This window comes from Aureibaculum flavum, from assembly GCF_016406085.1.
Lineage (GTDB): Bacteria > Bacteroidota > Bacteroidia > Flavobacteriales > Flavobacteriaceae > Aureibaculum > Aureibaculum flavum.
In genome coordinates, this window is record NZ_JAEHFJ010000003.1 from 29,079 (window position 1) to 55,475 (window position 26,397).

A 26,397-nucleotide genomic window follows, 5' to 3' on the forward strand; every position below is an offset into this window, starting at 1 on the left:
TTATTAAGTCTTTGTTATTTCTTTAAAATTATTTAGAATGTCTTGTGTATAGAAGATAGTAGTACTAAAAGAACAAAGGTAAATTATAAGAATGATATTTTAAAACTATTTTCACTTATTGATTTCCGTCTAAAGAATTTAATTGTTTAATATAAAAAGAAGGATTTAAACCAGTACTTAATTTGAAGTATTTTGAAAAAGAATCTGCACTCTTATAACCTATTTCTTCAGCAATAGACTGTACAGAAAAAGAACGAAAACGACTATCATTTTTCAATCTTAATACCGCATAATTGATTCGTAAGTCATTAATATAGGTATTAAAGTTTTTCTCGAAATGTGAGTTTATTACTTTAGAAAGATAAGATGTATTTGTTTTTATTTTTTTAGCCACATTGTATGAATTACAATCTTGTCTTAAAAAGTATTCTTGTTCTTTTAAGGATTGTAAGCCTGCCAATATAAGGTAAGTTGTTTCTTCATTTACCTCTGCTGAAATCTTTTCTTCAAGCACTTTATCTTTGGTGTCTATAATTTCAAATGTTGGTTTTTCTTGCTGACTAAATTTAGCCAACAATACATTGAACTTTTCTGTATTTTTCTTTTTCTCTTTAACTAGATAAATAATAAAAGTCATAAGAAGCACAAGCAATCCCAACCCAATACTCATGTACAAGTAAAACATATTCTTTTGAGTAGATTTTTCTTTTTCTAAGTTTGATACTTCTTGGGTATGAAAAGCAGATGTTATAGTATCTTTACTTTTTTCTAAGGCCGTTTGATTTAAAATGTACTTTTCGTAATACTCATTTGATTTTTCTAAATTACCTGATACTTTATAGATTTTTGCTAATAGTTTAAAATCGTCCGTAAGGTAAATTTCTTTAGAATTTTGCTTTTTTACGTTAATACCATTTTCCAATATTTTTATGGCCTTATCATATTCTTTTAGATTAAAATAAGATTCCCCTAACTCTAAACTTACTTCTTTAGGTGCACTAACTGAATCATATTCATATGCCAACTTCTCTGCTTCTAGCAAGCTTATTATTGCTTTATTATATTCTTTTTTAGCTAAATATACATTTCCTCTTTGTGCCGTTAAAATAATTTTCGCTTTTAAATCTAAGGTATCTAGTTTTTCCCTTAAACCTTCGTCAAGTATATAGAGAGCCGAATCTTTTTCATTTAACTTTAAGTACGTTTCGCTTATGGCTACAGTTTGTTCTCCTCTATTATAAACCCGTGTTGCCTCAGAAATAGTTATAGTTGTCTCTAATGCTCTAAAGGACTCTTTATGCTTTTCCAAAGCCTCTTTATAATTACCCATTGTAAAATGCAAATCGGCAACTAGAGTAGGCATAATATCTTTATAGAACTCTAAATCTTCTTTATAAGCTATATCTATACATTTGTTATAAGTGGCAAATGCTTTTTCAAATTGGCCTAACTCTTTATAGTTTTGACCGAGTTGAGCCATTACCTCTATTTCAGTAACATCATCATATTTAAGCTTTCGATATTTGAACCTTTCTACATCTATTATCTTTATCAAATTTAACTCCTTTTCAAAATATTTTATGGATTCTTTATATTCACCAATAAATTGATTTTGCCTACCTAAGTGATGTAATGTATAAATAGTTCTTGATGTATCTTTATCTTCAGTAACTAACTTTAATATCTTTTCTGCATATTTAAGTGACAAGCGTACATTACTATTATAGTATTTTGTTACTGAATCTATAAGAATATCAAATTCCTTTTTATTATCTTTAAGATCTTGTGTATGAGCAGTATTTACTCCAAAAAAGGTTAATGTGAATAAAAGAAGTGCTATTTGGTAAAAATTTTTCATTAGCTAGATTGTCCTAAAGAATTGAGTTGCTTAATGTAAAATGAAGGGTTTAATCCGGTACTTAATTTAAAGTATCTGGCAAATGAATCCGCACTTTTATAACCGATTTCTTCAGCAATGGATTGCACAGAAAAAGAACGGAATCGACTATCATTTTTCAATCTTAATATGGCATAGTTAATTCTTAAATCATTTATATAGGTATTAAAATTTTTCTCAAAATGAGAATTAATTACCTTAGAAAGATAGGACGTATTGGTCTTAATTTTTTTGGCAACAGTATAAGAAGTGCAGTCTTGTCTTAAGAAGTATTCTTGTTCTTTTAAGGATTGTAAGCCTGCCAATATAAGGTAGGTTGTTTCTTCATTTACCTCTGCTGTAACCTTTTCTTCCAACACTTTATCTTTGGTGTCTATGATTTCGAATGTTGGCTTTTCTTCTTGGTTAAATTTGGCCAACAAAACATTAAACATTTCCTTGTTTTTCTTCTTTTGTTTGATCAGGTATAATATATAAGCTATTAAAAGTAAAAGTAAACCGAGCCCAATGCTCATAAATAAATAAAACGTATTTCTTTGAGTAGATTTTTCGTTTTCAACTTTTGATAATTCTTGAGTATGAAAAGACGAAGTGATCGTATCTTTACTTTTTTCTAAGGCTGTTTGGTTTAAAATATACTTTTCGTAATATTTGTTAGACTTTTCTAATTCGCCTGATGCTTTATATATTTTTGCTAATAATTTATAATCCTCGGTTAAATAAATTTCCTTCGTATTTAGTTTTTTAACGTCAATACCTCTTTCTAATACTTCGACAGCTTTGTTATATTCTTTAAGGCTGAAGTAACATTCTCCTAATTCTAAACTTACATAAGACGGTCCACTTACCGAGTCATACTGATAAGATAATTCATTTGCCTTTTTAAAATATTCTAGTGACTTCGCAAATTCCTTTTTTGCTAAATACACTTTTCCTTCTTGAGAGATAAATTCTATTTTTAAGGTTTCATCAATAGTATCTAATTTTTCTACTAAACCTCTTTTTAAAATCCAATTGGCCGAATCCTTTTGGTTCAATTTTAGATAGGTTTCACTTAATTTAAGGGTTACGGAACCCATATTAAAAATTTTACTTCGAAAATCAATATTTTGTGAGTTATTTAAACGGCTAAAGGATTCCTTATGTTTTTCCAACGCCTTTTTATAATCACCTTTAATATTAAATAAATTGCCAATAATTGTAGGCATAACCGCTTTATAAAACTCCAAATTCTCTCTATTAGCAATATCAACGCATTGATTATATAATTTAAAGGCTTTTTCAATTTGACCAAGTTCTTCATAATCTTGACCCAATTGTGCTAAAACTTCTATTTCTACAAATTGACTGTTGCGAAGACCTTCATATTTCTCATCATTTAAATTAATACTTCTGAGTAATTCAAGTTCTTTTTTAAAATATGATATAGATTGATGGTATTCATTGATAAACTGACTTTCTCTACCAATCAAATGCAATGCCATTATAATTTTGAGGGTATCTTCAGCATCAGTTGCAAGCGGAATTGTTTTCTTTGCATATTCAATTGACAGTCTCTTATCTATCTTATAATACTTTCCAATTGAATCTCTAAGCTTATCATATTCTTTCTTATTATCCTCAATATCTTGAGCATAACTATCACTTATACTAAAAAAAGTTGATACGAATAATAAAAATACTATATTGTAGAAATACTTCAAAAGATTATAGGTCAATTAAATTTAAAATTCAGCTTTTCTTTTTTGTAAAAAAGCAGTGGTACCTTCTGTAAAATCATCAGTACCAAAACATTTACCAAATTGTTTTATCTCCTTATCATAACCATTTATACCATCTTTGAATCCGGCATTAACCGCTTTTATCGCAGAACTTATAGCTAAAGGAGAATTCTGAATTATTTTAGAAGCTAGATTTTCCGCTAATGGTAGTAATTCCTCTTGGGTAACCACATAATTAACCAATCCCACTTTTAAAGCTTCATCTGCATTTATCATCCGTGCTGTCATAATCATTTCCATAGCTTTACCTTTACCTACCAATTGAGGCAAACGTTGTGTACCACCATAACCAGGAATAACACCCAAACTCGTTTCTGGCAATCCCATTTTGGCATTATCTGAAGCTATTCTAAAATGACAGGCCATCGCTAACTCTAAACCTCCACCTAAAGCAAAACCATTAATTGCAGCTATTACAGGTATAGAAAGATTTTCAATAAAATCAAAAACTAACTTTTGACCTTGTTTGGCCAAAGCTGTCCCTTCTTTTACCTCAAAATCAGAAAATTCAGAAATATCTGCACCAGCTACAAAGGCTTTTTCTCCACTTCCTGTTAATATAATAACCCGCGTAGTTCCATCTCCTTCAATTTCAACGAAAGCATTGTGTAATTCTGAGAGTGTCTCTCTATTTAAGGCATTAAGTTTACTTGGACGATTAATTGTAATCGTTGTAATATTATGATCCTGCTCAATTAGAATATTGTTGTAACTCATTAGTAGTTTATTTTTTTGGAATGGTAATTTTAAAAACGGTACCTATACCTAATTCAGATACAAAGGTAATATTTCCATCATAAGCCTCCACAATATTTTTTACCATGGCTAATCCTAATCCCATTCCACTCGATTTCGTAGTAAATTTAGGTTCAAAAATTTTATCCTTAAACTCCTCTTCAATTCCAACCCCGTTATCCGCAATGGTAATAACAATCTGATTGTTATCCTGTGCCACACGTACCTCAATTTTCGGATTTTCCTTATCTTCTATAGATTGAATAGCATTTTTTGTGAGGTTTGTAATAACGCGAATCAATTGTGTTTTGTCTAATTTGGCAATTAACTCTTTATCTTCATTAAAATAATGAATATAGTCTTCATTAAAAATATCTAATGCCAATTTAACCACTTCTACAACATTTAAATTCTCACTATTTTGCTTAGGCATTTCAGCAAAATTAGAAAAAGCAGAAGCGATAGAACTCATTGTATCAATTTGTTGAATTAAAGACTTACTAAATTCGTTTATTTTCGATTTTATATTTGGATCATTTGCATCAAAACGCTGCTCAAAGCTTTGAACTGTTAAACGCATTGGGGTAAGCGGATTTTTAATTTCATGTGCCACTTGTTTTGCCATTTCTCTCCAGGCCTGTTCACGCTGACTTTTAGCTAATTTGGCCGCACTATTTTCTAATTCATCAACCATCTTATTATATGCGTTAACTAGGTTGTAAATTTCTAAACTTGCCGTGTCTAATAGAATTTTTTCATTACTTTTCCCTAAGACCGTCATCGCCATTTTATCACTTACTGTTTCTATAGATTGAGAAATATACTTGGATACAAAATAGGCTATGGTGATCGCAATTAATAACATGAAAAAATAAACGTAAGATAATCTTCCTAAAAATTCTATAAGTTCATCATTTTGAAACGTATTATCTTTTAAATAATGAATATGTAAAATACCAATAGGCTTAAATTTACTATCATAAATGTAGGTATAGGCAGATTTATATTTTATCCCACTCGGTGTCTGATCTTCAACCACTACTCTATGATCTGAGCTTTCTGCTAATCCATTCAACACTCGCTGAGAAATGTCATAATTAGTATCGTCTTTTGCAAAACTCGATGAAGAACTGATTTGTAGCTTCCCTTTTAAATCAAAAATGAGAATATCGAGTTGGTTTATATCAGAAATATCATAGATTCTATCTTTATATTTAAAGATATTATATAAATTTTCTTCTGTAACTGGAAAAGTAGTATGCTTTTTTAACTCAATACCAATAGTGGTTTTTATGGTATTTTCTTTACGTTCTAAACGATCTTCGTGATAATCTTTAGTTTGTTCACGGTATTGATAAACCGCCACCAAGGCAATTAAAACAGAGGCTATAACCACCAATAGGATCATAGCTAAAAAGATACGGGTACGTAAAGAGAATTTTTTTAGTTTCATCTAGGCGTAAAGATAGCAAATATCATACCTAAAAAATATAAAATAATATAACTAAATATTCTATTGAGATTTCGAAGAAATTCTTAAATCTTAATAAATTTGGAAATGCTTCCTTTATTTACTTTAAGATAATACACCCCAGGTTTAAGGCTTTCGGTTTTAATTTTAATTTGATTGTTTTCAGCAGGCATTGAAGAATTTTCGTACACTACTTGACCTAAATTATTAAAAATATGAACGGTATTCACAGCATCTTTTGAAGCATTTAATGACCCGACAATAAGTACATCTTTAACTGGATTTGGAAATATTCTTACGGCTTTTTTTTCAAGATTTGTAACCTTAGTCGCGTTATTCTTTTGCAATTCCGTTTTTTCTACAACAGTTGTTGCTGGTGTACCAACGGTATCGTTTACCTTTATATAAGATTTAGAATTATTGCCAACAAAGTCGTTAGAATTAGTAGCTGCAAAAAGTAAAGTAGGTATAAAAAGTAGTATACCTATCAAAAGTTTTAAGCCCATCCTTTTTTATTAATTTAGAGTTATGTAATCAATTTTGGGTTTTGCAAATATATAAAAAAAATTAATCAACTGATATGCAAATCATTATGCCTTTAGTATCTTACTAACAAATTTATCAACATCATTTATGCCAAAACTTGTAACGTGTTTTATAAATGCCGAACCGATAATTGCTCCTTTAGCATACTCAGTAGCTTGGGTAAATGAGGTGTTATCAGAAATACCAAAACCAATAATTTGTGGATTGTCTAAGCTCATTTTTTCTATGCGTTTGAAGTAGTTTGTTTGCTCTTCTCCAAAACCAGATTGACTACCAGTAACACTAGCACTACTTACCATATAAATAAACCCATTAGATATAGAATCTATAAAGCGAATGCGTTCATCAGAAGTTTGAGGTGTAATTAAAAATACGTTCACCAATCCATATTTTTCAAAAGTAGCTTTATATTGATCATTATAGACATCTACTGGAAGATCTGGTATTATTAATCCATCAATGCCAATTTCTGAGCATTTTTTACAAAATTCTTCTACACCAAATTGTAAAATAGGATTAAAATACCCCATAATAATCAAAGGTATTTTTACCGTTTCTCTTATGTTTTTTAATTGCCCAAACAATACTTCACTGGTCATACCATTCTGTAAAGCTTTTGTAGAACTTGCTTGTATTGTAGGTCCATCCGCCAAAGGATCACTAAATGGCAATCCAATTTCTATCATATCAACTCCTGATTTTTCAAGATTTTGAATGATAGTAACTGTGTCATTTAAATTTGGATAACCAGCTGTAAAATATATAGAAAGTAAACGTTTACTTTCCTCGAGTTTTTGGTTTATTCTATTCATCTTTAAGTAGCATATTAAGACCTCACAGATTTTAAAACCCGTGAGGTCTAATCTTAAATTTTTATAATTTAAAATAGTTTATATAAGTATCTAAATCTTTATCGCCACGCCCAGATAAGCTTACTACTACAATGTCGTCTTCCTTGAACTTTTTCTTTTCAAAAATGGCTAATGCATGTGAACTTTCAATGGCTGGAATTATTCCTTCTAATTTACTAAGTTCTAATCCCGATTTCATGGCCTCATCATCTGTCGCTGACATAAATTCTGCTCGACCTGTTTTACATAAATGTGCGTGCATTGGTCCAACCCCTGGATAATCTAATCCCGCAGAAATAGAATATGGCTCCGTAATTTGACCATCATTAGTCTGCATTAATAATGTTTTACACCCATGTATAATTCCTTCTTTTCCCAATATAGAAGTTGCAGCACTTTCTCCTGAATCGACTCCTAATCCCGCCGCTTCTACAGCTATTATCTTTACACTTTCTTCATGTAAAAAGTGATAATACGTTCCTGCTGCATTACTACCGCCACCAATACATGCCACAACATAATCAGGATTTTCTCTACCTTCATGTTCTTTTAATTGCCATTTAATTTCTTCTGAAATTATAGATTGAAACCGTGTAACCATGTCTGGATATGGATGTGGACCAATAGCAGAACCTATAATATAGTGCGTGTTTACAGGATTGTTAATCCAATCGCGAATAGCTTCATTAGTAGCATCTTTTAAGGTTCTACTGCCTGATAAAGCCGGAATTACAGTTGCCCCTAACATCTTCATTCTAGCAACGTTTGGTGCCTGGCGAGCAATATCAATTTCACCCATATACACAATACATTCCATTCCCATTAAAGCACATACAGTTGCTGTTGCCACACCATGTTGACCCGCTCCTGTTTCAGCAATAATTCTGCTTTTTCCTAAACGTTTAGCCATTAAAATCTGACCAACCGTATTGTTTATTTTATGAGCACCTGTATGGTTTAAATCTTCACGTTTTAGATATATCTTAGTGTTATATTTTTCAGACAATCGTTTGGCAAAATAAAGAGGTGAAGGTCTACCAACATAATCTCTTAACAATTGCTGAAATTCTTTTTGAAAATCAGGTTCTGCCATAACCTTCAAGTAATTCTGGCGTAATTCTTCTACATTCGGATAAAGCATTTCAGGAATATATGCTCCTCCAAACACTCCATAGTATCCTTTTTCATTGACGTTATAATTCATTTTTTATAATTTAGTAAGTGAAAAATCACTCGAACACAAGATCTCCTTATTTAAAAAAGACCTTTCTTAAATTCTTTTAATTGTTCTATATCTTTTAATGCTGGCTCTATTTCAAACCGACTATTAATATCTAAAACTTCACAATATTTCGAAGCGTTACTTTTAAAGAAAATATCTAATTTATCTTTTGATTCTAATCCAATACCTCCACTTAAAAAATAGGGTTTTGTTGATGGATAATTTTCTAGAACATTCCAGTTAAACGTGTAACCATTACCTCCTGGATTTTTTCCCTTTGTATCAAACAAAAAATAATCACATACCATTTCATAGGGCTGTAAAACCTTAAAATCAAATTCATCTTTTATCGAGAATACTTTGATAATATCGGGATGTAATCCTGAAATACCCCGATGCTTAGGGGCAAAAGAATGCCTTAGTTTGATACAATATTCAGGTGTTTCTTCGCCATGTAATTGCACGGCTTGCAAACCATATCTGTTAACTTTATCAATAACCTCTTCTAAACTAGCATTTACAAAGACGCCAACTTTATGAATTGATTTTGGAATCTCTGGCATATTTCCTACAAAATTTCGTGGAGATTTATCATAAAATATAAAGCCCATATAATCAGGTTGCAAGTCAGCAACGCCAATTACATTATCATGATATTTCATTCCACAAACCTTGAGTTTCATCTTGCTCTATTTATTCAATAATTCTATAAATTCCTTGGCACTTTTACCTGCATCATCTGTTTTCATAAAGTTTTCACCAATTAAAAAACCTTTATAGCCATAGGGTTGTAATTCCTTAATTGCCTCAATACTACTAATACCACTTTCAGAAACTTTTACAAAGTCATTGGGTATTTTGGCTGCTAAATTCTTACTATTTTCTAAACTAACTTCAAAAGTTTTTAAATTTCTATTATTTACACCCAACATATCTAAACTAGGCATGATAGACTTCTGTAATTCTTCTTCATTATGGACTTCTAACAGCACTTCCAATCCCAATTTTTTAGCAAATTCAGAAAAGTGTTTTATTTCCTTTTGTGATAAAACTGCAGCAATAAGTAAGATAACATCTGCACCGTATGATTTTGCTTCTAACAACTGATATTCATCAACAATGAATTCTTTACGCAACAACGGTAAATTACAATTTGCTCTGGCGGTTAATAAATCATCTAATGATCCTCCAAAATATTTACCATCTGTTAAAACGGACATCCCACATACACCCGCCTCTTCATAACCTTTGGCAACGTCAAAAACATTTAAACTGGTATTTATAATTGATTTAGAAGGAGACCTTCTTTTGTGTTCCGCAATAATTCCACTGCTGCTGTTCTTTAACCTATTCGCTAAAGAAATCGTTTCTCGTTCAAATAAAACCGAATTTTCCAATTGCGATATTGGTAACACGCTTTTACGAAGTTTAACCTCTATATATTTATCTGCAATTATTCTATCTAGTATTGTCATATTTTTAATTATTACTACTAATTGCCTGCAATTTCTTCAATACTTCTAGACCTTTTCCACTTAATAGTGCCTCTTTTGCTAATTCAAAACCTGCTTTTGGTTGTAAATGTTTTACCGTGGCTATTGCCATTCCTGCATTTGCACAAACTACATTATTTTGTGCAGTTGTACCCTTCCCGCTTATCACTTCCATAAAAATTTTAGCAGAATCTTCTACTGTATTTCCACCAAAAATTTCTTCTTGGGTTATTTGTGGCACTCCGAAATCTTCCGGACTTAACATCGTTTCCGTATGATTTGTAATCGCTTTCGTATCTCCTGTTAAAGATATTTCATCATAACCATCTAAAGCGTGCAAAATGGTAAAGTTTTTATCCGTGTTTTGATACAAATAACTGTACATTCTTGCTAATTTCAAATTAAAAACGCCCACCAATTGATTTTTAGGAAAGGCAGGATTTACCATTGGGCCTAACATATTAAAAAAGGTTTTTACACCTAATGCCTTACGAATTGGAGCTACATTTTTCATGGCAGGATGAAACAACGGAGCATGCAATACACAGATACCTGTTTCTTCTAAACTTTTTTGCAAAAAACCTTCGTCATTACTAAATTTTATGCCTAAAAATTCCATGACATTACTAGAACCTGATACGGAAGAAACACCATAATTACCATGCTTAGTAACATGTATTCCCGCTCCAGCAGCAACAAAAGATGATAGTGTTGAAATATTAAAAGTGTTTTTACCGTCACCACCTGTTCCACATAAATCAATCGTGTTATAATCGGAAAAATCAACTGCTAAACATAAATCTAACAATGCATCACGAAAGCCTTCAAGCTCTTCAACAGTTATACTCCTCATCATATATACCGTTAAAAAAGAAGCAATCTGACTCGGATTATATTCACCTTTCGAAATATTTACCAATACATTTTTAGCCTCCTCTTTGGAAATGGTTTCATGATTGATTAATCTATTTAATATTTGTTTCATTTGATAGCTATTAAAGATAAGACTATAGACAAACTAGCTTATTAACCAGTTTTCTAATATTTTTTTTCCATTTGGAGTTAGCACAGATTCAGGGTGATATTGAACACCTTTTACATCATACTTTTTATGGCGTAATGACATTATTTGACCGTTTTCATCAAATGAAGTAGCTTCCAAATCGTCAGGCAAAAGGGTATCAACTACCCAAGAATGATATCGACCAACTTCAAAATTCTTCTCCAAACCCTTAAACATAGGCTCATCATCTACGGCAAGCTGTATACTTGTTGCCACGCCATGATAAACTTCATCTAAGTTGATAATTTTACCACCAAAAACTTCGGCAATCGCTTGCTGACCTAAACAAACGCCCAATATACTTTTTGTAGAAGCATATTGTCTAATTATTTCTTTTAACAATCCTGCTTCATCAGGAATACCTGGCCCAGGAGACAATACGATTTTATCATAGGCTTCAACCTCATCTAGAGCTAATTGGTCATTACGTTTTACAGTAACTTCACAGCCTAAATCTTCTAAATAATGTACCAAATTGTAGGTAAAACTATCGTAATTATCTATAACTAATATTTTTTTCATTCCTATTCTATTAAACCTTTCTCGAGAAAGGGAATTGTAGTTAACTCTTTAACTTTATGTAAAACACTTCTGTAGTCCCCTCAAGGGGACAATTAATACATTTACACGCGTTCTGCCAATTCAATGGCATGTGTTAATGCTCCTAATTTATTATATACCTCTTGTAATTCATTTTCAGGGTCTGATTTTGAAACCAATCCCGCTCCAGCTTGCCAATGCAATTCGTGATTTTTACTTAAAAAAGTTCGAATCATAATAGCGTGGTTAAAATTTCCTTCAAAATCCATAAAGCCAATAGCTCCACCATAAAAAGCTCTACTCGTTTTTTCATATTGCTCTATCAATTGCATCGCTCTATGTTTAGGTGCACCGCTAAGTGTTCCGGCAGGAAAAGTATCAGCAACCACTTGCATGGTTGAAGTATCCTTATGTTTTTGTCCAGTTACCTTACTCACTAAATGTATTACATGCGAGAAAAACTGAACCTCTCTATACGTTTCAACTTTTACCTGACTGCCATGTCTACTCAAATCATTTCTAGCCAAATCAACCAACATGACATGCTCCGCATTCTCTTTTTCGTCTACCGATAATTCTTTAGCTAAAACTGCATCTTGTTCATCATTACCAGAACGTTTAAAAGTCCCTGCAATAGGATGTATTTCTGCCAAACCATCTTTTACAACCAACTGGGCCTCTGGCGAACTTCCAAATATTTTAAAATCACCATAATCAAAATAGAAAAGATAAGGAGATGGATTGATACTTCGTAAGGTTCTATACACATTAAATTCATCCCCTTTAAAAGCTTGTTTAAACTTTTTAGACAACACCAATTGAAACACGTCACCTCTTGCACAATGCTTTTTTGCAATTTCTACATGTTCTTTATATTCCTCATCTGTTAGATTAGAACTTATCTCTCCATCTTTAGTAAACTTATATGTAGTGAAATTCTGAGCTTTTATCAGCTGATGTAAGTCTTCAATATTGCTTTTTTTATCATAATCATGAGCAAAAATATAGGCATGATTCTTAAAATGATTTATCGCTATAATATTTTGATATACAGCATAAAACATATCTGGAATTTCAATAGAATTTTCCTTTTTTGAAATTTCTACATCTTCAAAATAACGTACGGCATCATAACTAGTATACCCGAAGATTCCATTGTGGATGAATTTGAAATTTTCATCTTTTTGAACATCAAAACGTTGTGAAAATTTGTGGATTTCAGCAGGAACATCAGTGTCACTATTAATATCCATCACTTCACTACTGCCATCAGGAAATGTTTGAAATATCTTTTCATTTACAACTTTAATGGTTGCAATTGGATTAAAACAGATATATGAAAAGCTATTATTGTTACCATGATAATCACTACTTTCTAATAAAATGCTGTTCGGAAAACGGTCGCGAATTTTCAAATACACACTTACAGGTGTAATAGTATCTGCAATTATTTTCTTCGATGTTGTGTTTAGTTTAAATTTCATGTGTTCATATTTAATAGCATTTTAATGGTCATCCCGAAGCCTCGGGACTGTTCGCCATTAATCTTTCCTTTAAGTGATAAAACTTTTAACATGCTCGTTACATGTATTCGATATAATAAAAAAAGCTTGTCGTGAATGACAAGCCTTGTTATTTTTAATTTAAATATACAATAGGTTAGTTCACGAATTAGTTTTTCGAGAATTCCACCACCAAGTATGATTTAAAATTGTGTTCATAGTTATATTGTTGATACAAATGTAATAAAATATTTAAACAATAAAAAAATTATTGGCTTAAAGCAATGATACTTCTTTCCATTCGGTACCATTATGGAAATATAATTTACCATCGGTATTTACATATAAATCACCTAACGCTCCTGTAGGTGCTGCAGCTTGTGGTTCTAGACGCATTACACCACTAATATGTAGTTTTTGTTGAGGCGATGTTGTGCCTATACCTAAATTACCTTTCATATAACTATCTGCATCAGAATCAGAATACAGTGAAAAATTATCACCTGTTCCTTGATTAAAAGTGTCGGAAATCCAAAGTCCATAACTATTTGTAACACTTGAAGACCCTGTATAATCTATATAGCTACCAAATGCGTTTATTAAGGTACCATTGTTCTCAATGTTAGAATAATTACTATACGCATTAGTTACAGTGTTCCCACTATTATTCTTCAGTATATTCCAGACTCCAACCGATGTATTTATGGTTCCTGAATTATTAATTCTGATTTTTGTACCCGAAATTGAATTAATATTCCCAAAATTATTCGCCTCTGAACTTAATACGTCACCAGTGGTTATTGTACCGTTAGTGCCGTTGCCAATTATACTCCTTGTACCTATTGCATACCCAATAGTACCTGTACCTTGATTTTCAGCTGTACTTGCCAACCCGTAGGTTGAAAGACTTGTACCTGTACCTTCAAATATTGCCTCAATATTAACCGCATTATTCTGTCCATCAGAAGATTTTTTCCCCTCTACATAAAGTTTATGAATTGGAGAAGGGTCATTTCTGCCAATACCAACTGTTCCTTCATAATAAGCTATTGCAGAAGTTGCTCCATCCACAAATTTACCAGCTCCTCCAGAACCTTCTACCCAAGCAGTTCCATCATAATTCCATACAGATTTAGTGTCTGTATCATATGTCAACAATCCTAAAGCTGGCGATACTATTGCAGTTCTTTGAGTTGTTGTCATTCTTGGAATTAACAATCCTTTATCTGTTGCATCAATATCTAGGGCAGCAGAAGCATCCGGCGTTGTTGTACCAATACCCACCTGTGCAAAAACGTGAGCTGACAATAAAACCGCAAAAACAATTAATACTACTTTTCTCATAACTCAATAAATTATTTAATTAATATTTTTTTAGTTCCTATTTTACCTTCATGCTCAAACTTCAATAGATATATTCCGCTTTTTAAATTGGGTTTAGCAATGGAACCTCTATTACTTGAAACTGAAATATTTTTCTGATTACTTATTTTTCTACCTAACAAATCAAAAATAGTAACTTCAAGATTATCAAGACTAGCAGAAACAAACTGAATACTTTCAGCATCACTATCAATCGGATTAGAAATGATACGAATATCATTTGAAATAAATAAATCGTCTATACCTAAAACCACTTGATGATCAATCCCAAAAGTATACTGTGTAAAACCATTTAAAACAACTTCGGTTGCACTATCGGTTGTAACCGTACCATTAGATAAATCTCCTGTTACCACATTTGTTTGCGTGGCACTCGTCAAATTCCAAACACCACCAATTAATCCAACCACGGCAATCGAACTCAATTTACCTCCATTATCAGTTACTAAATTTGTGATATCACTTGCAGGTATCCAAGGCAAAGTAACAATACCTTGACCATTCAACTCCCAATATTCTTTATCAGAAACGGCATCTACATCAGCACCATTAGTACCACTTGTAGGAATAGCATTAAAATATTGTGCTTCTGAATCAATAGAATGATTTAACAGTACTGGTGCATAAACTCCATTATCACCAACAGGTAATTTGGTTTCACCTAAGCCATACACATAAACTTTACCGTTTACATATTCTTGAGAATCGCCCCAAGTTGAAGCAGCCTCAACTGAAAATTTCCCGGTAGTTCCAAGCGTAACTACAGTATTACTTGTGGTAAAGTCCAACCCTTTTTTCAGATAAAATTCAGCTCCATCTCCAACATAAAGTTCTTGAGCAAAACAATTTAGTCCAAAAAAAACAAGTAAAAATAAAGTGTAAACTTTTTTCATAGACATTTATTTTTTTTCAAAAGTAATAAAAATTATAACTACTTGAATCTCAATTTAAAATAAATTAATAGCAATGACAATATAGCAGTTATACTATTGGTTACCATCATTGCAATACTATTTACATAAATGCCATAAATTAACCATAGAATAATGCCTACAAAAAATACGGTATACATAGTTAATGAAAGACTATCAGCGGATTTACTTTTATAGGTTTTATAAACTTGCGGTACAAAAGATGCAGTTGTTAAACCACCTGCCAATAATCCTAAAATTTCAATCGATGCTATCATATTTAACTTTAATGTAAATTTTCTAAAATTTCTTTATAAACGACCTCACCATAAGCAATATTAAGTCCTTTTTGCAGCCCTTCATTCTCTTCACAAGCTTTTTCCCAACCTTTGTTCGCTATATTTATTACATAGGGCAAAGTTACATTAGTAAGAGCAATAGTTGAAGTATATGGAACTGCTCCTGGCATATTAGCAACACAATAATGAACAATATCGTCGATAATATAAGTAGGGTCTTCATGAGTTGTAGGTTTTGTTGTCTCCATACAACCACCTTGATCTACCGCTACATCAACTAATACAGTACCAGGGTGCATTTCTTTCAACATATCTCTAGTAATTAATTTTGGAGCTTTGGCACCCTTAATTAAGATACCTCCAATAATAAGATCATGTGTTTTAATATGTCTTCTAATATTATATTCATTGGAATACTCTGTTACAACATGGCTCGGCATTACATCATTTACATATCTCAATCGGTCCATATTTACATCCATAATGGTAACATGAGCCCCTAAACCTGCGGCCATTTTTGCTGCCTGAACACCAACAATTCCCGCTCCTAAAATCAATACTTTACCAGGTTGAACTCCAGGTACACCACCTAACAGAATTCCTTTACCCTTAATAGGTTTTTCTAAATATTTTGCTCCTTGTTGTACCGCCATTCTACCGGCAACTTCTGACATTGGTGTTAATAAAGGTAATGTACCGTTTTTATCTTCAACGGTTTCATAAGCAATACAAACACTTTTACTTTTAATCATAGCATCTGTAAGCGGTTGACTCGATGCAAAATGAAAATAGGTAAATACAATTTGCCCTTCTTTAATTAAGCCATACTCTTCTGCTATAGGTTCTTTCACCTTAACAATCATTTCTGCTTTGGCGTAAACTTCTTCAATGGTATCTAAAATAGAAGCACCTACATCGGTATAATCTACATCAGAGAAACCACTATTAAATCCAGCATCTTTTTGAACAAAAACCGTATGCTCATTTTTAACCAATTCAAAAACTCCTGCAGGAGTTAATGCTACTCGGTTTTCATTATTCTTTATTTCTTTTGGAAGTCCTACTATCATAACTTATTTTTTCTGCAAAAATCGTTATAAAAATGATATTATAAAATTATACCCCCTAATATTTAGGGGTTAAAAGTCTATTTTTAATCATTCTAAGGTTTTTAGCCTAAAAAAAGAGCTGTATTTGTGAAATTAAAATTTTAACCTACAATATTTACAATTTTACCAGGCACTATAATTACCTTTTTAGGTGTTCTACCTGCCAACTGTGCTATCGTTTTTTCATGTGCCATAACCGCTGCTTCAATTTCATCTTTGGTTAAATCTAAAGATAAGTCCATAGTAAAACGCATTTTTCCATTGAAAGAAATAGGATAGGTTTTACTACTTTCTACCAAATAACTACCATCAAATTCTGGAAAAGGTGCTGTTGAAATAGACGTATTATGACCTAATTTACTCCACAATTCTTCTGCAATGTGCGGAGCATATGGTGAAATTAATATGATTAATGGTTCTAGAATTGCTCTGCTGTTGCATTTTTCTGCGGTTAACTCATTTACAGCAATCATAAAAGTAGATACCGAAGTGTTAAAAGAGAAATTCTCAATATCTTCTTCTACTTTTTTAATGGTTTTATGTAAGGTTTTAAATGACTCCGAAGAAGGTTCAACACCCCCCACGCCCCCCTCAAGGGGGGAATTAGTCACATAGAAACTTCCGTTTTCACCGGTGTGATACAATTTCCATAATTTCTTTAAAAAACTATGTACTCCTGTAATCCCTGCGGTATTCCAAGGTTTTGCTTGTTCTAATGGACCTAAAAACATTTCGTACAAACGTAAACTGTCCGCTCCGTATTGCTGACAAATAGCATCGGGATTTACAACATTATATTTGGATTTAGACATTTTTTCGACTTCTCTCTGAGAGAAATATGGCGTCTCTTCCAAAAATACAGAATCTGAATACTGCAACGTATTTAGCAGAGCCTCTTTGTTAATCTCATCTGTTAGTCCCTTTAGTAGGGAAATATCTAAGTTTGGTCTAATTAATCTATCCGAAGAATATGAAATTTTCATTCCTTCATTTTGATTTTCGAATTGCTCCACCCATTCATCCACCAAATCATTTTTGCCATACTCTTTAACATCATTGAAAACATCTTCAGAAACAATTAAAGATTTCGGAGCTTTGATAGCTTTAGTCAATTTATCATTATCCTTAAATGAAGTTTTTCCCTCTAAAAGAAATGAATTATTAAGATTGGTTTTGACTTTTAACAACAAAACATAAACAAACGCACTTGTCCCCAAAATCATACCTTGATTAATCAACTTCTTTGCAAACTCATCTTTAGGAACCAACCCTTTATCAAACATAAATTTTTGCCAAAAACGGCTGTATAATAAATGCCCCGTTGCATGCTCGCTACCACCGATGTATAAATCAACATCTTGCCAATAATTTACAGCATCTTGTGAAAATATTTCACCCTCATTATGAGGATCCATATAACGGTTAAAATACTGCGAACTTCCTGCCCAACCCGGCATGGTGTTTAATTCTAAAGGGTGTACCGTTTTGTTATCAATTTTACTATTATCAACAACCTGGTTCGTTTCCGTACACCAAGCCCAAACCTCAGCATTGCCTAATGGCGGTTTACCATCTTCAGTAGGCAAGTATTTTTCTACTTCAGGTAAAACAATTGGTAAATATTTCGGGTCTATCATTTGCGGTAAACCATTCACATAATACACAGGAAAAGGTTCTCCCCAATAACGCTGGCGACTAAATACCGCATCACGCATTCTATAATTTATCTTTTTATAGCCAAATCCACGTTTTTCAATTTCATAAATGATAGTTTTCATCGCCTTTTTATAAGGCAATCCATTTAGGAAATCAGAATTTGCTATAACTGTTTTGTCTTTATCTGCATATGCTTCCTCAGAAATATCCACCCCTTCAAAAATATTAGGGATAGCAATGTTGAAATGCTTCGCAAAATCATAATCACGTTGATCACCACACGGTACAGACATAACCGCACCTGTACCATAACCTGCCAATACATAATCACCAATCCAAATTGGTATTGGTTCTTTAGTAAAAGGATGCTCTGCATAGGCACCTGTAAACGCACCTGAAATGGTTTTCACATCTGCCATTCTATCCAATTCACTACGTTTTGCAGTAGCCTTAACATACGCTTCTACTTCAGCTTTTTGAGCATCAGTTGTTATTTTGGTCACCAATTCATGTTCTGGTGCCAAGGTCATAAAACTTACTCCGAAGATAGTGTCTGGACGGGTTGTGAAGACTGGGATATCCCATCCTTTAGTTGGGACCTCCCCCAACCCCTCCGAAGGAGGGGAGTTTAGTTCTTGATTTATTTTTAAAAGTACGTTATCAATGTCATTTAAAACCTCTTCATTAGTGAAACGTAACACTTTAAAACCTTTCTTTTGTTCTAGTAATAATTGTCTTTCAGCGTCCGCGTTTAATTGGTATTTATGAATTCCACCATCAACTTCAATGATTAATTTTTTTTCAATACAAACAAAATCAACTATATAATTAAAAATTGGATGCTGTCTTCTAAACTTAACTTTAAGACCTTTCTTTTTTAGAATTTCCCAAAGTTTTGCTTCCGCTAAAGTTGGATTCTTACGCATTTCCTTAGCTCTATCTAAAAGAATGCCGTAAATGTCAGAATCACTCGTTCTATAACGAGGCTCCGTTCCACCTCCTTCGGAGGGGGCTAGGGGGAGGTCTCCCGTTGACAGGACCTTAAACGACACCATCGCCCCTTCAGATCTACCAATCCAATTGGTTTGCGAATCCTTAAGCGGTTGTGGCCAGTCAATTTTATTTAAACCATCTAACAAACGTTGAGCATATGCAGAAATACGCATACTCCATTGTTTCATTTTTTTACGTTCTACGGGATGTCCACCACGCTCTGAAACGCCATTTACAATCTCATCATTTGCCAGAACAGTACCCAATGCAGGACACCAATTTACTTCCGTTTCAGACAAAAATGTTAAACGGTATTGTAAGAGTATTTTTTGTTGTGCTTCGCTCGAAAAAGCATTCCATTGTTCCGCAGTAAAGGGTTCAATACCATCATCTGACGCTGCATTAACTCCGGCGTTCCCTTCCTTCTCAAAAACAGAAATTAGGCTAGAAATATCTTCTGCCTTATCTGAATCTTTGTTGTACCAAGAGTTGAATAATTGAATAAAAATCCACTGTGTCCATTTATAATAATTAGGATCAGAAGTACGGACTTCACGAGACCAATCGAAAGAAAAACCTATTTCATCTAATTGGCGTCTGTATGTTTTTATATTCTCAGCAGTAGTTACAGCAGGATGTTGTCCTGTTTGGATAGCATATTGCTCAGCGGGTAATCCAAAACTATCATAACCTTGCGGATGCATTACATTAAACCCCTTATGCCTTTTATATCTAGCATAAATATCAGAAGCAATATACCCTAAAGGATGCCCTACATGTAAACCTGCACCACTAGGATAGGGAAACATATCTAACACATAAAATTTGGGTTTTTCAGAACCTTCCTCACCAGGATTAGCTGCTTTAAAAGTTTGTTTTTCTGCCCAGTACTTTTGCCATTTGGCCTCAATTTCATTAAAATGGTAACTCATTCAGTTATTTTTTTCGAATGGCAAAGTTACGTTTAAAGTGGCAAAGGGAAAAAAAAATGAACAGCTCCTTATTTTTTGTATCTTTAAAACCTAAAACTACCCCTAACCATGAAAATTTTATACACTTTAATCCTTTCTGTTTTCCTCCTTGTAAGCTGTAAAAATCAAAAAAAAGCCGATTTAATAATTTTCAATGCGAATATTTACACCGTAAATGATTCTTCTCCAAAAGCAGAAGCCATTGCTATAAAAGATGGCAAATTTGTTGCTGTTGGCACAACAACGGAATTAATGACGAAATATACTGCAGAAAACAATTTAGATGCAGAAGGCAAAACACTGCTTCCAGGATTAATAGATGCCCATTGTCATTTTTTTGGGTTGGGACTGTCGGAGCAATCTGTAAAGTTAGAAGGGACAAAAAGTTTTGATGAAGTAGTACAACGCATTGTCGATTTTCAAAAAGAGAAAAATGTAAACTATATTACAGGTCGCGGTTGGGATCAAAATGATTGGGAAGTGAAAGAATTCCCTACAAAAGAGAAGCTAGATGAACTTTTTCCTGACACACCAGTGGCTATTGCACGTATAGACGGACACGCCTTATTAGTAAATCAAGCTGCAATAGATTTAGCGGGTGTAACTACCGCCTCTCCTTTTTCCGGTGGAGATATCCTTCAAAAGGACGGGAAATTAACAGGTATTTTTATAGACAACCCAATGGATTTAATTTATGCTAAAATTCCAAGCGAAAGTTTAAACGAGGCTATTCAAGCGTTGAAAGATGCCGAGAAAATTTGTTTGGCTCATGGACTAACAACAGTAAATGATGCGGGGTTATCAAGAGAAGCCATTGAACTCATTGATAGTTTACAACAAGTTGGGGAACTGAAAATTCGTGTGTATGCAATGGCATCTGCATATCCCGAAAATTTAGACTATTACCTAAAAAGAGGAATTTATAAAACCGATCGTTTAAATGTGCGTTCGTTTAAAGTTTATGGAGATGGTGCATTGGGTTCGCGAGGTGCTGCTATGAGAGAACCATATAATGATAAACCCGAGCATTTTGGAGCTTTAGTTAACACTCCTGAAAATTTAAAAGAAATAGCCAAGCGTATTGCTGATTCTGATTTTCAAATGAATACGCACGCTATTGGTGATTCTGCCAACCATTATTTATTAGAAACTTATAAAGAAGTCTTGAAAGACAAGAAAGACCGACGTTGGAAAATTGAACATGCTCAGATTATTTCGCCTGAGGATTTTAACGCTTTTAAAAATATTATTCCTTCTATTCAACCTACGCACGCTACATCTGACATGTATTGGGCAAAGGATAGAATTGGTGCAGAACGCATGAAAGGTGCTTATGCTTACAAAGACTTATTAAAACAATACGGAAAAGTGGTATTAGGTACTGATTTTCCTGTTGAAAAGGTAAGTCCGATGTTAACCTTTTACGCAGCTGTAGCAAGAAAAGATTTAAACAACTTTCCTGAAAATGGTTTTCAAATGGAAAATGCTTTATCTAGAGAAGAAACCCTAAAAGGTATGACCATCTGGGCTGCCTATTCCAATTTTGAAGAAAATGAAAAAGGCAGTATTGAGATTGGCAAAATGGCCGATTTTATAATTCTAGACCAGAATATTATGGAAATTCCTATTGAGAATGTTCCTAAAACAAAAGTGGTTCATAATTATATAAACGGCGAAATTTTAAATTAACTTCTAATTAGAAACGAGTACAGGCTCTTTTTCAAATTTTAGTGGAACGTTAACTCTAACATTATCCCAGCCTAAAATCATTTGAGTAGCCTTATTTTTTTCCTTAAAAGATATTGTAAATGAATCAAGAGTTTCCCCTTTTTTTACAGGCACAATAATTTCGGCTACGTTAAAAAACGGATTGTACTGAAAAGATCCCCAAACATCAGTTTGTGAATTTAAAATAACTTGCCATTCTTTTTCATGTGGTATGGTTACAAGTACATAAGTACCTGCTTTTACTTCACAATCGCCAAAATGGACATCATTATAAAATTTAACTTCAGTTGCTTCATTAGCACCCGTACGCCATAATTTATCAAATGGAACAAGGTTACCAAAAACTTCTTCATCGTTTTTTTGAGGCCTACCATAAAGCACTTTAGCCAATGGCGGAGTTACCTTGCTTTCGCGACAATATGATATATCATGAGGAATATCATCTGCAGGCACAAAACCCTGAGCTCTAGCTTCAGAAATAAAAAAAAGTAATAAAAAGAGGGAGATTACAGTTGAAAAGTAATGTTTTACCATGCATTAATATAGTTTAGTTGAGTTAACAACGCTATTTTTACACTTTTAGTATTTATTATTGATAACTAAATTGATAATTATTATTTTAAAATTGTTACAAATAATCACCAATATCGTTATATTTGTTTTAATATGTAACCATATTGGCGTTTTTTGTTTACGTAATGAAATAAAAAATGAATTTTTGCATTATTAAATTATAAAATTGAAATTATGTGTGGAATTGTATGTGCTTTTGATCTAAAGCAAAAATCTGAAGATTTAAGACCTCAACTATTAGAAATGTCTCAAAAGATTCGTCATCGTGGACCGGATTGGAGTGGTATTTATTGTGATGATAAAGCTATTTTAGCTCATGAGCGTTTAGCAATTGTTGATCCAGCTTCTGGTAAACAACCTTTATTTAGTGAAGATAATAAGTTAATCTTGGCCGCCAATGGCGAAATATATAATCATAGAGAATTACGTAAACAATTTGAAGGAACGTATAACTTCCAAACAGAATCAGATTGTGAAGTTATTTTAGCTCTTTATCAAAAGAAAGGCGTTGATTTTCTTGATGAAATGAACGGAATTTTTGGTTTTGCTATTTATGATGCTGAAAAAGACGAGTACTTTATTGCTCGTGATCATATGGGGATTATCCCTCTATATATTGGATGGGATGAAAACGGAACTTTTTATGTGGCTTCTGAATTAAAAGCTTTAGAAGGGGTTTGTACTAAAATTCAACTATTTCCTCCAGGACACTATATGTCTAGTAAAGATGGAGAGTTTGTACAATGGTATAAAAGAGACTGGACAGATTATGATGCCGTAAAAGAAAACGAAACTTCTATAAAAGAAATCAAAGATGCGTTAGAAGCTGCTGTACACAGACAGTTAATGAGTGATGTACCCTATGGTGTTTTACTTTCTGGAGGATTAGACTCTTCAGTGACTTCTGCAATTGCTCAGAAATATGCCGAAAAACGTATCGAATCTGGAGATACTCAAAAAGCATGGTGGCCACAATTACACTCTTTTTCTGTGGGATTAGATGGCTCTCCCGATTTAGCTGCGGCGAAATTAGTAGCAGATCATATTGGTACGGTACACCACGAAATAAAATTTACAATTCAAGAAGGATTAGATGCCATACGAGATGTAATCTATAAGATAGAGACCTATGACATTACTACTATTCGCTCTGCCACACCTATGTATTTAATGGCTAGACTTATTAAGTCTATGGGTATAAAAATGGTATTATCAGGTGAAGGAGCAGATGAACTTTTTGGAGGATATTTGTATTTTCATAAAGCACCAAATGCAAAAGAATTTCATGAAGAGACCGTGCGTAAGCTAAGTAAACTACATATGTATGATTGTTTACGTGCTAACAAAAGCTTAGCGGCTTGGGGTATTGAAGGTCGCGTTCCCTTTTTAGATAAGGAATTTATGGATGTTGCAATGCGTATTAACCCACAAGACAAAATGATCAATGGAGAACGTATGGAAAAATGGGTAGTTAGAAAAGCTTTTGAAGATATGATACCTAAAAGTGTAGCATGGAGACAAAAGGAACAATTTAGCGACGGTGTAGGATATAGCTGGATAGATACCTTAAAAGAAATTGTAGAAGTAGAAGTAAGTGATGAACAGTTGGCGAATGCAAAATTTAAATTCCCAATTCAAACCCCTACAACTAAAGAGGAATTTTATTATAGATCTATTTTTACAGAACACTTCCCAAGTGATGCTGCAGCACTATCTGTACCGCAAGAAGCTTCAGTAGCATGCAGCACTCAAATTGCCTTAGATTGGGATGAGAGTTTCAAAAACATGAATGAACCATCTGGTAGAGCAATTGCGAATGTTCATGATTCTGCCTATTCAAAATAGCATTTCATAATTGAGGCACCTCAATTAAAAATAAAAAATTAATAAAAAACTCTGCTTTCGGCAGAGTTTTTGTATTTTACATATCTTTGATACAACAAAACTAAAACAAATGAAAAAACACTACTCCCTAATCATTGTACTTGTTACAATGGTTCTAACACCTTTTAACATGTCTGCTCAAGACAAATTAAAAGGTAACAAAATAGTAACTTCAGAAAATAGATATATTGATGCGTTTTCTAAAATTGAAACCAATGACAAAATTGAAGTTATTATAGCCCAAGGCATGGAACAATCCGTTACTGTTGAGGCCGATGAAAACCTGCACGTAGCTGTGTACACTGAGGTAAGAGACAGCACACTAATCATTGATCTTACAAAACGTATAACAAGAAAAAAAGAGCTAAAAGTATATGTTACCATAGATCAATATATTGATGAAATTATCACCAAAGATAAATCTGAAATAACGTCATCTGGCACATTAAAGTTTGATCAGTTAACAATTAACGCAGAAGATGACTCTAAATTGACTTTAGATTTTCAAGCCGCTAAACTCATTCTAAATAACAACGAAAGTGCCAATGCAAAATTAACTGTTAATGCCGATGATGTTTTTATTAACGCTGATAATTCAGGCAAATCTAAAATCGCACTTTCATGCGACCATGCCGAGGTTACAATACAAGGATCTTCAACTACCGAAGTTACCGGAAGCTGCTCAGAATTATATGTAAATGCTGAAAACAGGAGCAATTTTAAAGGAGGTAGTTTTGAAAGTAATGAGGCCATTGTTGAGTCTTCTGATAGTGCAGACGTTCAAGTAAGTGCAAAAAAGGATCTAATTATTTCAGCCATTGACGATTCTGAAATTTATATATTTAACAATCCTCAAATAACGATTGAAAAATTTTCTGACAAGGCTATTTTAAGAAAAAAATAAGAAAACATATCATAGATGTTTACATAAATAATTCCATTTTTGCATATAACGATTCAATAACTCTAAATTTTGAACTGATGAAACAAGCATGTAATGAGTATTTTCGCTCAAGGGGTCTTTTAATAGCGAATTGCATGTATCAGTTAAAAAAATAAATATAAACACATGAAAATATTAATAGTAGAAGATGAAGTTGAATTATTAGATTCAATGGCAAGTTATCTTAAAAATGAAGATTTTATCTGCGAAAAAGCGACTTCTTTTTTTGATGCAGAAGATAAAATTGTAAGTTTTAAATACGATATAATTATTTTAGACATTACTCTACCTGACGGCAGTGGTATTGATTTATTAAAATTAGTAAAAGAACAAAATTCTAAAACAGGGGTTTTGATTGTATCTGCAAAAAACTCCTTAGATGATAAACTCAAAGGTTTAGATCTCGGTGCTGATGATTATATTACTAAACCTTTTCATTTAGCAGAATTGAACTCAAGGGTTAATTCGTTAATTAGACGTAGAAATTTTGACGGCGATGAGTTTATTGAATTTAACGAAATAAGAGTAGACCCAAGCTCTAAAGAAGTAACAGTGCATGGTAAACCTATAGAGTTAACCAAAAAGGAATATAACTTACTATTGTATTTTATAACCAATAAAAATAAAGTACTAACGAAAGAGTCTATTGCAGAGCATCTTTGGGGTGATGATATTGAGATGGCAGATAGCTATGATTTCATTTATACACACATGGGTAACCTTAGAAAGAAAATAAATAAATTAGGTGGTAATAATTACCTGCAAACCATGTATGGTCTTGGCTATAAATTTACAGATACATTAAAGTAAATTTATAACATATCAATTCCACTTCTTTAAGGATTA

At 32.8% G+C, this 26,397-nt stretch carries 22 protein-coding genes; 4 read left to right on the forward strand and 18 right to left on the reverse strand.

The genetic code is table 11. The features are described 5' to 3' along the window. Nucleotides 1-115: 115 nt before the first annotated feature. The 17 genes from JBL43_RS06110 to JBL43_RS06190 all read right to left on the reverse strand — a co-directional run bounded on the left by JBL43_RS06110 (nt 116) and on the right by JBL43_RS06190 (nt 20,384). Nucleotides 116-1,858 (reverse strand): AraC family transcriptional regulator, encoded by a 1,743-nt coding sequence (locus JBL43_RS06110; protein ID WP_198840587.1) that lies wholly within the window; start codon nt 1,856-1,858, stop codon nt 116-118. Continuing rightward, a complete protein-coding gene (locus tag JBL43_RS06115; RefSeq protein WP_198840588.1) occupies nt 1,858-3,600 on the reverse strand; it encodes a helix-turn-helix domain-containing protein in 1,743 nt (580 codons plus the stop codon). The genes JBL43_RS06110 and JBL43_RS06115 overlap by 1 nt, the downstream gene beginning before the upstream one ends. Before the next feature lie 21 nt (nt 3,601-3,621). Next, nucleotides 3,622-4,395 carry an enoyl-CoA hydratase/isomerase family protein gene (locus JBL43_RS06120; protein ID WP_198840589.1) on the reverse strand — a complete coding sequence of 258 codons (774 nt, stop codon included), beginning with the start codon at nt 4,393-4,395 and terminating at the stop codon, nt 3,622-3,624. 7 nt (nt 4,396-4,402) lie between these two features. Continuing rightward, complete coding sequence (locus JBL43_RS06125) at nt 4,403-5,866, reverse strand: sensor histidine kinase (protein WP_233098708.1); 1,464 nt, start codon at nt 5,864-5,866, stop codon at nt 4,403-4,405. 83 nt (nt 5,867-5,949) lie between these two features. Further along, nucleotides 5,950-6,390: a T9SS type A sorting domain-containing protein gene (locus tag JBL43_RS06130; RefSeq protein ID WP_198840590.1), complete on the reverse strand. Its 441-nt coding sequence runs from the start codon at nt 6,388-6,390 to the stop codon at nt 5,950-5,952. An 84-nt stretch (nt 6,391-6,474) separates the two neighbouring features. Next, complete coding sequence (trpA, locus tag JBL43_RS06135; protein WP_198840591.1) at nt 6,475-7,242, reverse strand: tryptophan synthase subunit alpha; 768 nt, start codon at nt 7,240-7,242, stop codon at nt 6,475-6,477. A 61-nt stretch (nt 7,243-7,303) separates the two neighbouring features. After that, entirely contained in the window at nt 7,304-8,485 is a 1,182-nt protein-coding gene (trpB, locus tag JBL43_RS06140; protein WP_198840592.1) for a tryptophan synthase subunit beta, read from the reverse strand. Nucleotides 8,486-8,535: 50 nt separating this feature from the next. Beyond that, nucleotides 8,536-9,186: a phosphoribosylanthranilate isomerase gene (locus JBL43_RS06145; protein WP_198840593.1), complete on the reverse strand. Its 651-nt coding sequence runs from the start codon at nt 9,184-9,186 to the stop codon at nt 8,536-8,538. Between the two features lie 6 nt (nt 9,187-9,192). Continuing rightward, nucleotides 9,193-9,978, reverse strand: a complete 786-nt coding sequence (gene trpC / locus JBL43_RS06150; protein WP_198840594.1) for an indole-3-glycerol phosphate synthase TrpC — start codon at nt 9,976-9,978, stop codon at nt 9,193-9,195. Nucleotides 9,979-9,982: 4 nt separating this feature from the next. Continuing rightward, nucleotides 9,983-10,981, reverse strand: a complete 999-nt coding sequence (trpD, locus tag JBL43_RS06155; protein WP_198840595.1) for an anthranilate phosphoribosyltransferase — start codon at nt 10,979-10,981, stop codon at nt 9,983-9,985. A gap of 33 nt (nt 10,982-11,014) precedes the next feature. Further along, nucleotides 11,015-11,581 carry an anthranilate synthase component II gene (locus JBL43_RS06160; protein ID WP_198840596.1) on the reverse strand — a complete coding sequence of 189 codons (567 nt, stop codon included), beginning with the start codon at nt 11,579-11,581 and terminating at the stop codon, nt 11,015-11,017. A 101-nt stretch (nt 11,582-11,682) separates the two neighbouring features. Then, nucleotides 11,683-13,083 carry an anthranilate synthase component I family protein gene (locus JBL43_RS06165; RefSeq protein ID WP_198840597.1) on the reverse strand — a complete coding sequence of 467 codons (1,401 nt, stop codon included), beginning with the start codon at nt 13,081-13,083 and terminating at the stop codon, nt 11,683-11,685. Nucleotides 13,084-13,377: 294 nt separating this feature from the next. Beyond that, on the reverse strand, nt 13,378-14,445 hold the full coding sequence (locus tag JBL43_RS06170; protein WP_198840598.1) for a phage tail-like protein: 1,068 nt from the start codon (nt 14,443-14,445) through the stop codon (nt 13,378-13,380). Nucleotides 14,446-14,456: 11 nt separating this feature from the next. Further along, nucleotides 14,457-15,377 (reverse strand): T9SS type A sorting domain-containing protein, encoded by a 921-nt coding sequence (locus JBL43_RS06175; RefSeq protein ID WP_198840599.1) that lies wholly within the window; start codon nt 15,375-15,377, stop codon nt 14,457-14,459. Between the two features lie 38 nt (nt 15,378-15,415). Beyond that, a complete protein-coding gene (locus JBL43_RS06180; protein WP_198840600.1) occupies nt 15,416-15,673 on the reverse strand; it encodes a SemiSWEET family sugar transporter in 258 nt (85 codons plus the stop codon). Nucleotides 15,674-15,681: 8 nt separating this feature from the next. Next, on the reverse strand, nt 15,682-16,764 hold the full coding sequence (ald, locus tag JBL43_RS06185; RefSeq protein WP_198840601.1) for an alanine dehydrogenase: 1,083 nt from the start codon (nt 16,762-16,764) through the stop codon (nt 15,682-15,684). Nucleotides 16,765-16,904: 140 nt separating this feature from the next. Then, nucleotides 16,905-20,384 (reverse strand): leucine--tRNA ligase, encoded by a 3,480-nt coding sequence (locus tag JBL43_RS06190; RefSeq protein ID WP_198840602.1) that lies wholly within the window; start codon nt 20,382-20,384, stop codon nt 16,905-16,907. 108 nt (nt 20,385-20,492) lie between these two features. Between JBL43_RS06190 and JBL43_RS06195 the strand changes: the two genes are divergently transcribed. Then, nucleotides 20,493-22,112, forward strand: coding sequence for an amidohydrolase (locus JBL43_RS06195; protein ID WP_198840603.1), 1,620 nt, complete (start codon nt 20,493-20,495; stop codon nt 22,110-22,112). Between the two features lie 3 nt (nt 22,113-22,115). Here the strand turns inward: JBL43_RS06195 and JBL43_RS06200 are convergent, their stop codons facing one another. Further along, nucleotides 22,116-22,685, reverse strand: a complete 570-nt coding sequence (locus JBL43_RS06200) for a DUF2911 domain-containing protein (RefSeq protein WP_198840604.1) — start codon at nt 22,683-22,685, stop codon at nt 22,116-22,118. Nucleotides 22,686-22,898: 213 nt separating this feature from the next. Here JBL43_RS06200 and asnB point away from each other — a divergent pair, with 213 nt between their 5' ends. The 3 genes from asnB (at nt 22,899) to JBL43_RS06215 (ending at nt 26,361) form a co-directional block, all read left to right on the forward strand. Next, a complete protein-coding gene (asnB, locus tag JBL43_RS06205) occupies nt 22,899-24,569 on the forward strand; it encodes an asparagine synthase B (RefSeq protein ID WP_198840605.1) in 1,671 nt (556 codons plus the stop codon). A 109-nt stretch (nt 24,570-24,678) separates the two neighbouring features. Next, on the forward strand, nt 24,679-25,512 hold the full coding sequence (locus JBL43_RS06210; RefSeq protein WP_198840606.1) for a GIN domain-containing protein: 834 nt from the start codon (nt 24,679-24,681) through the stop codon (nt 25,510-25,512). A 165-nt stretch (nt 25,513-25,677) separates the two neighbouring features. After that, the gene (locus JBL43_RS06215) at nt 25,678-26,361 is read left to right on the forward strand and encodes a response regulator transcription factor (RefSeq protein WP_198840607.1); all 684 of its coding nucleotides are present in this window, start codon (nt 25,678-25,680) and stop codon (nt 26,359-26,361) included. Nucleotides 26,362-26,397 lie beyond the last annotated feature (36 nt).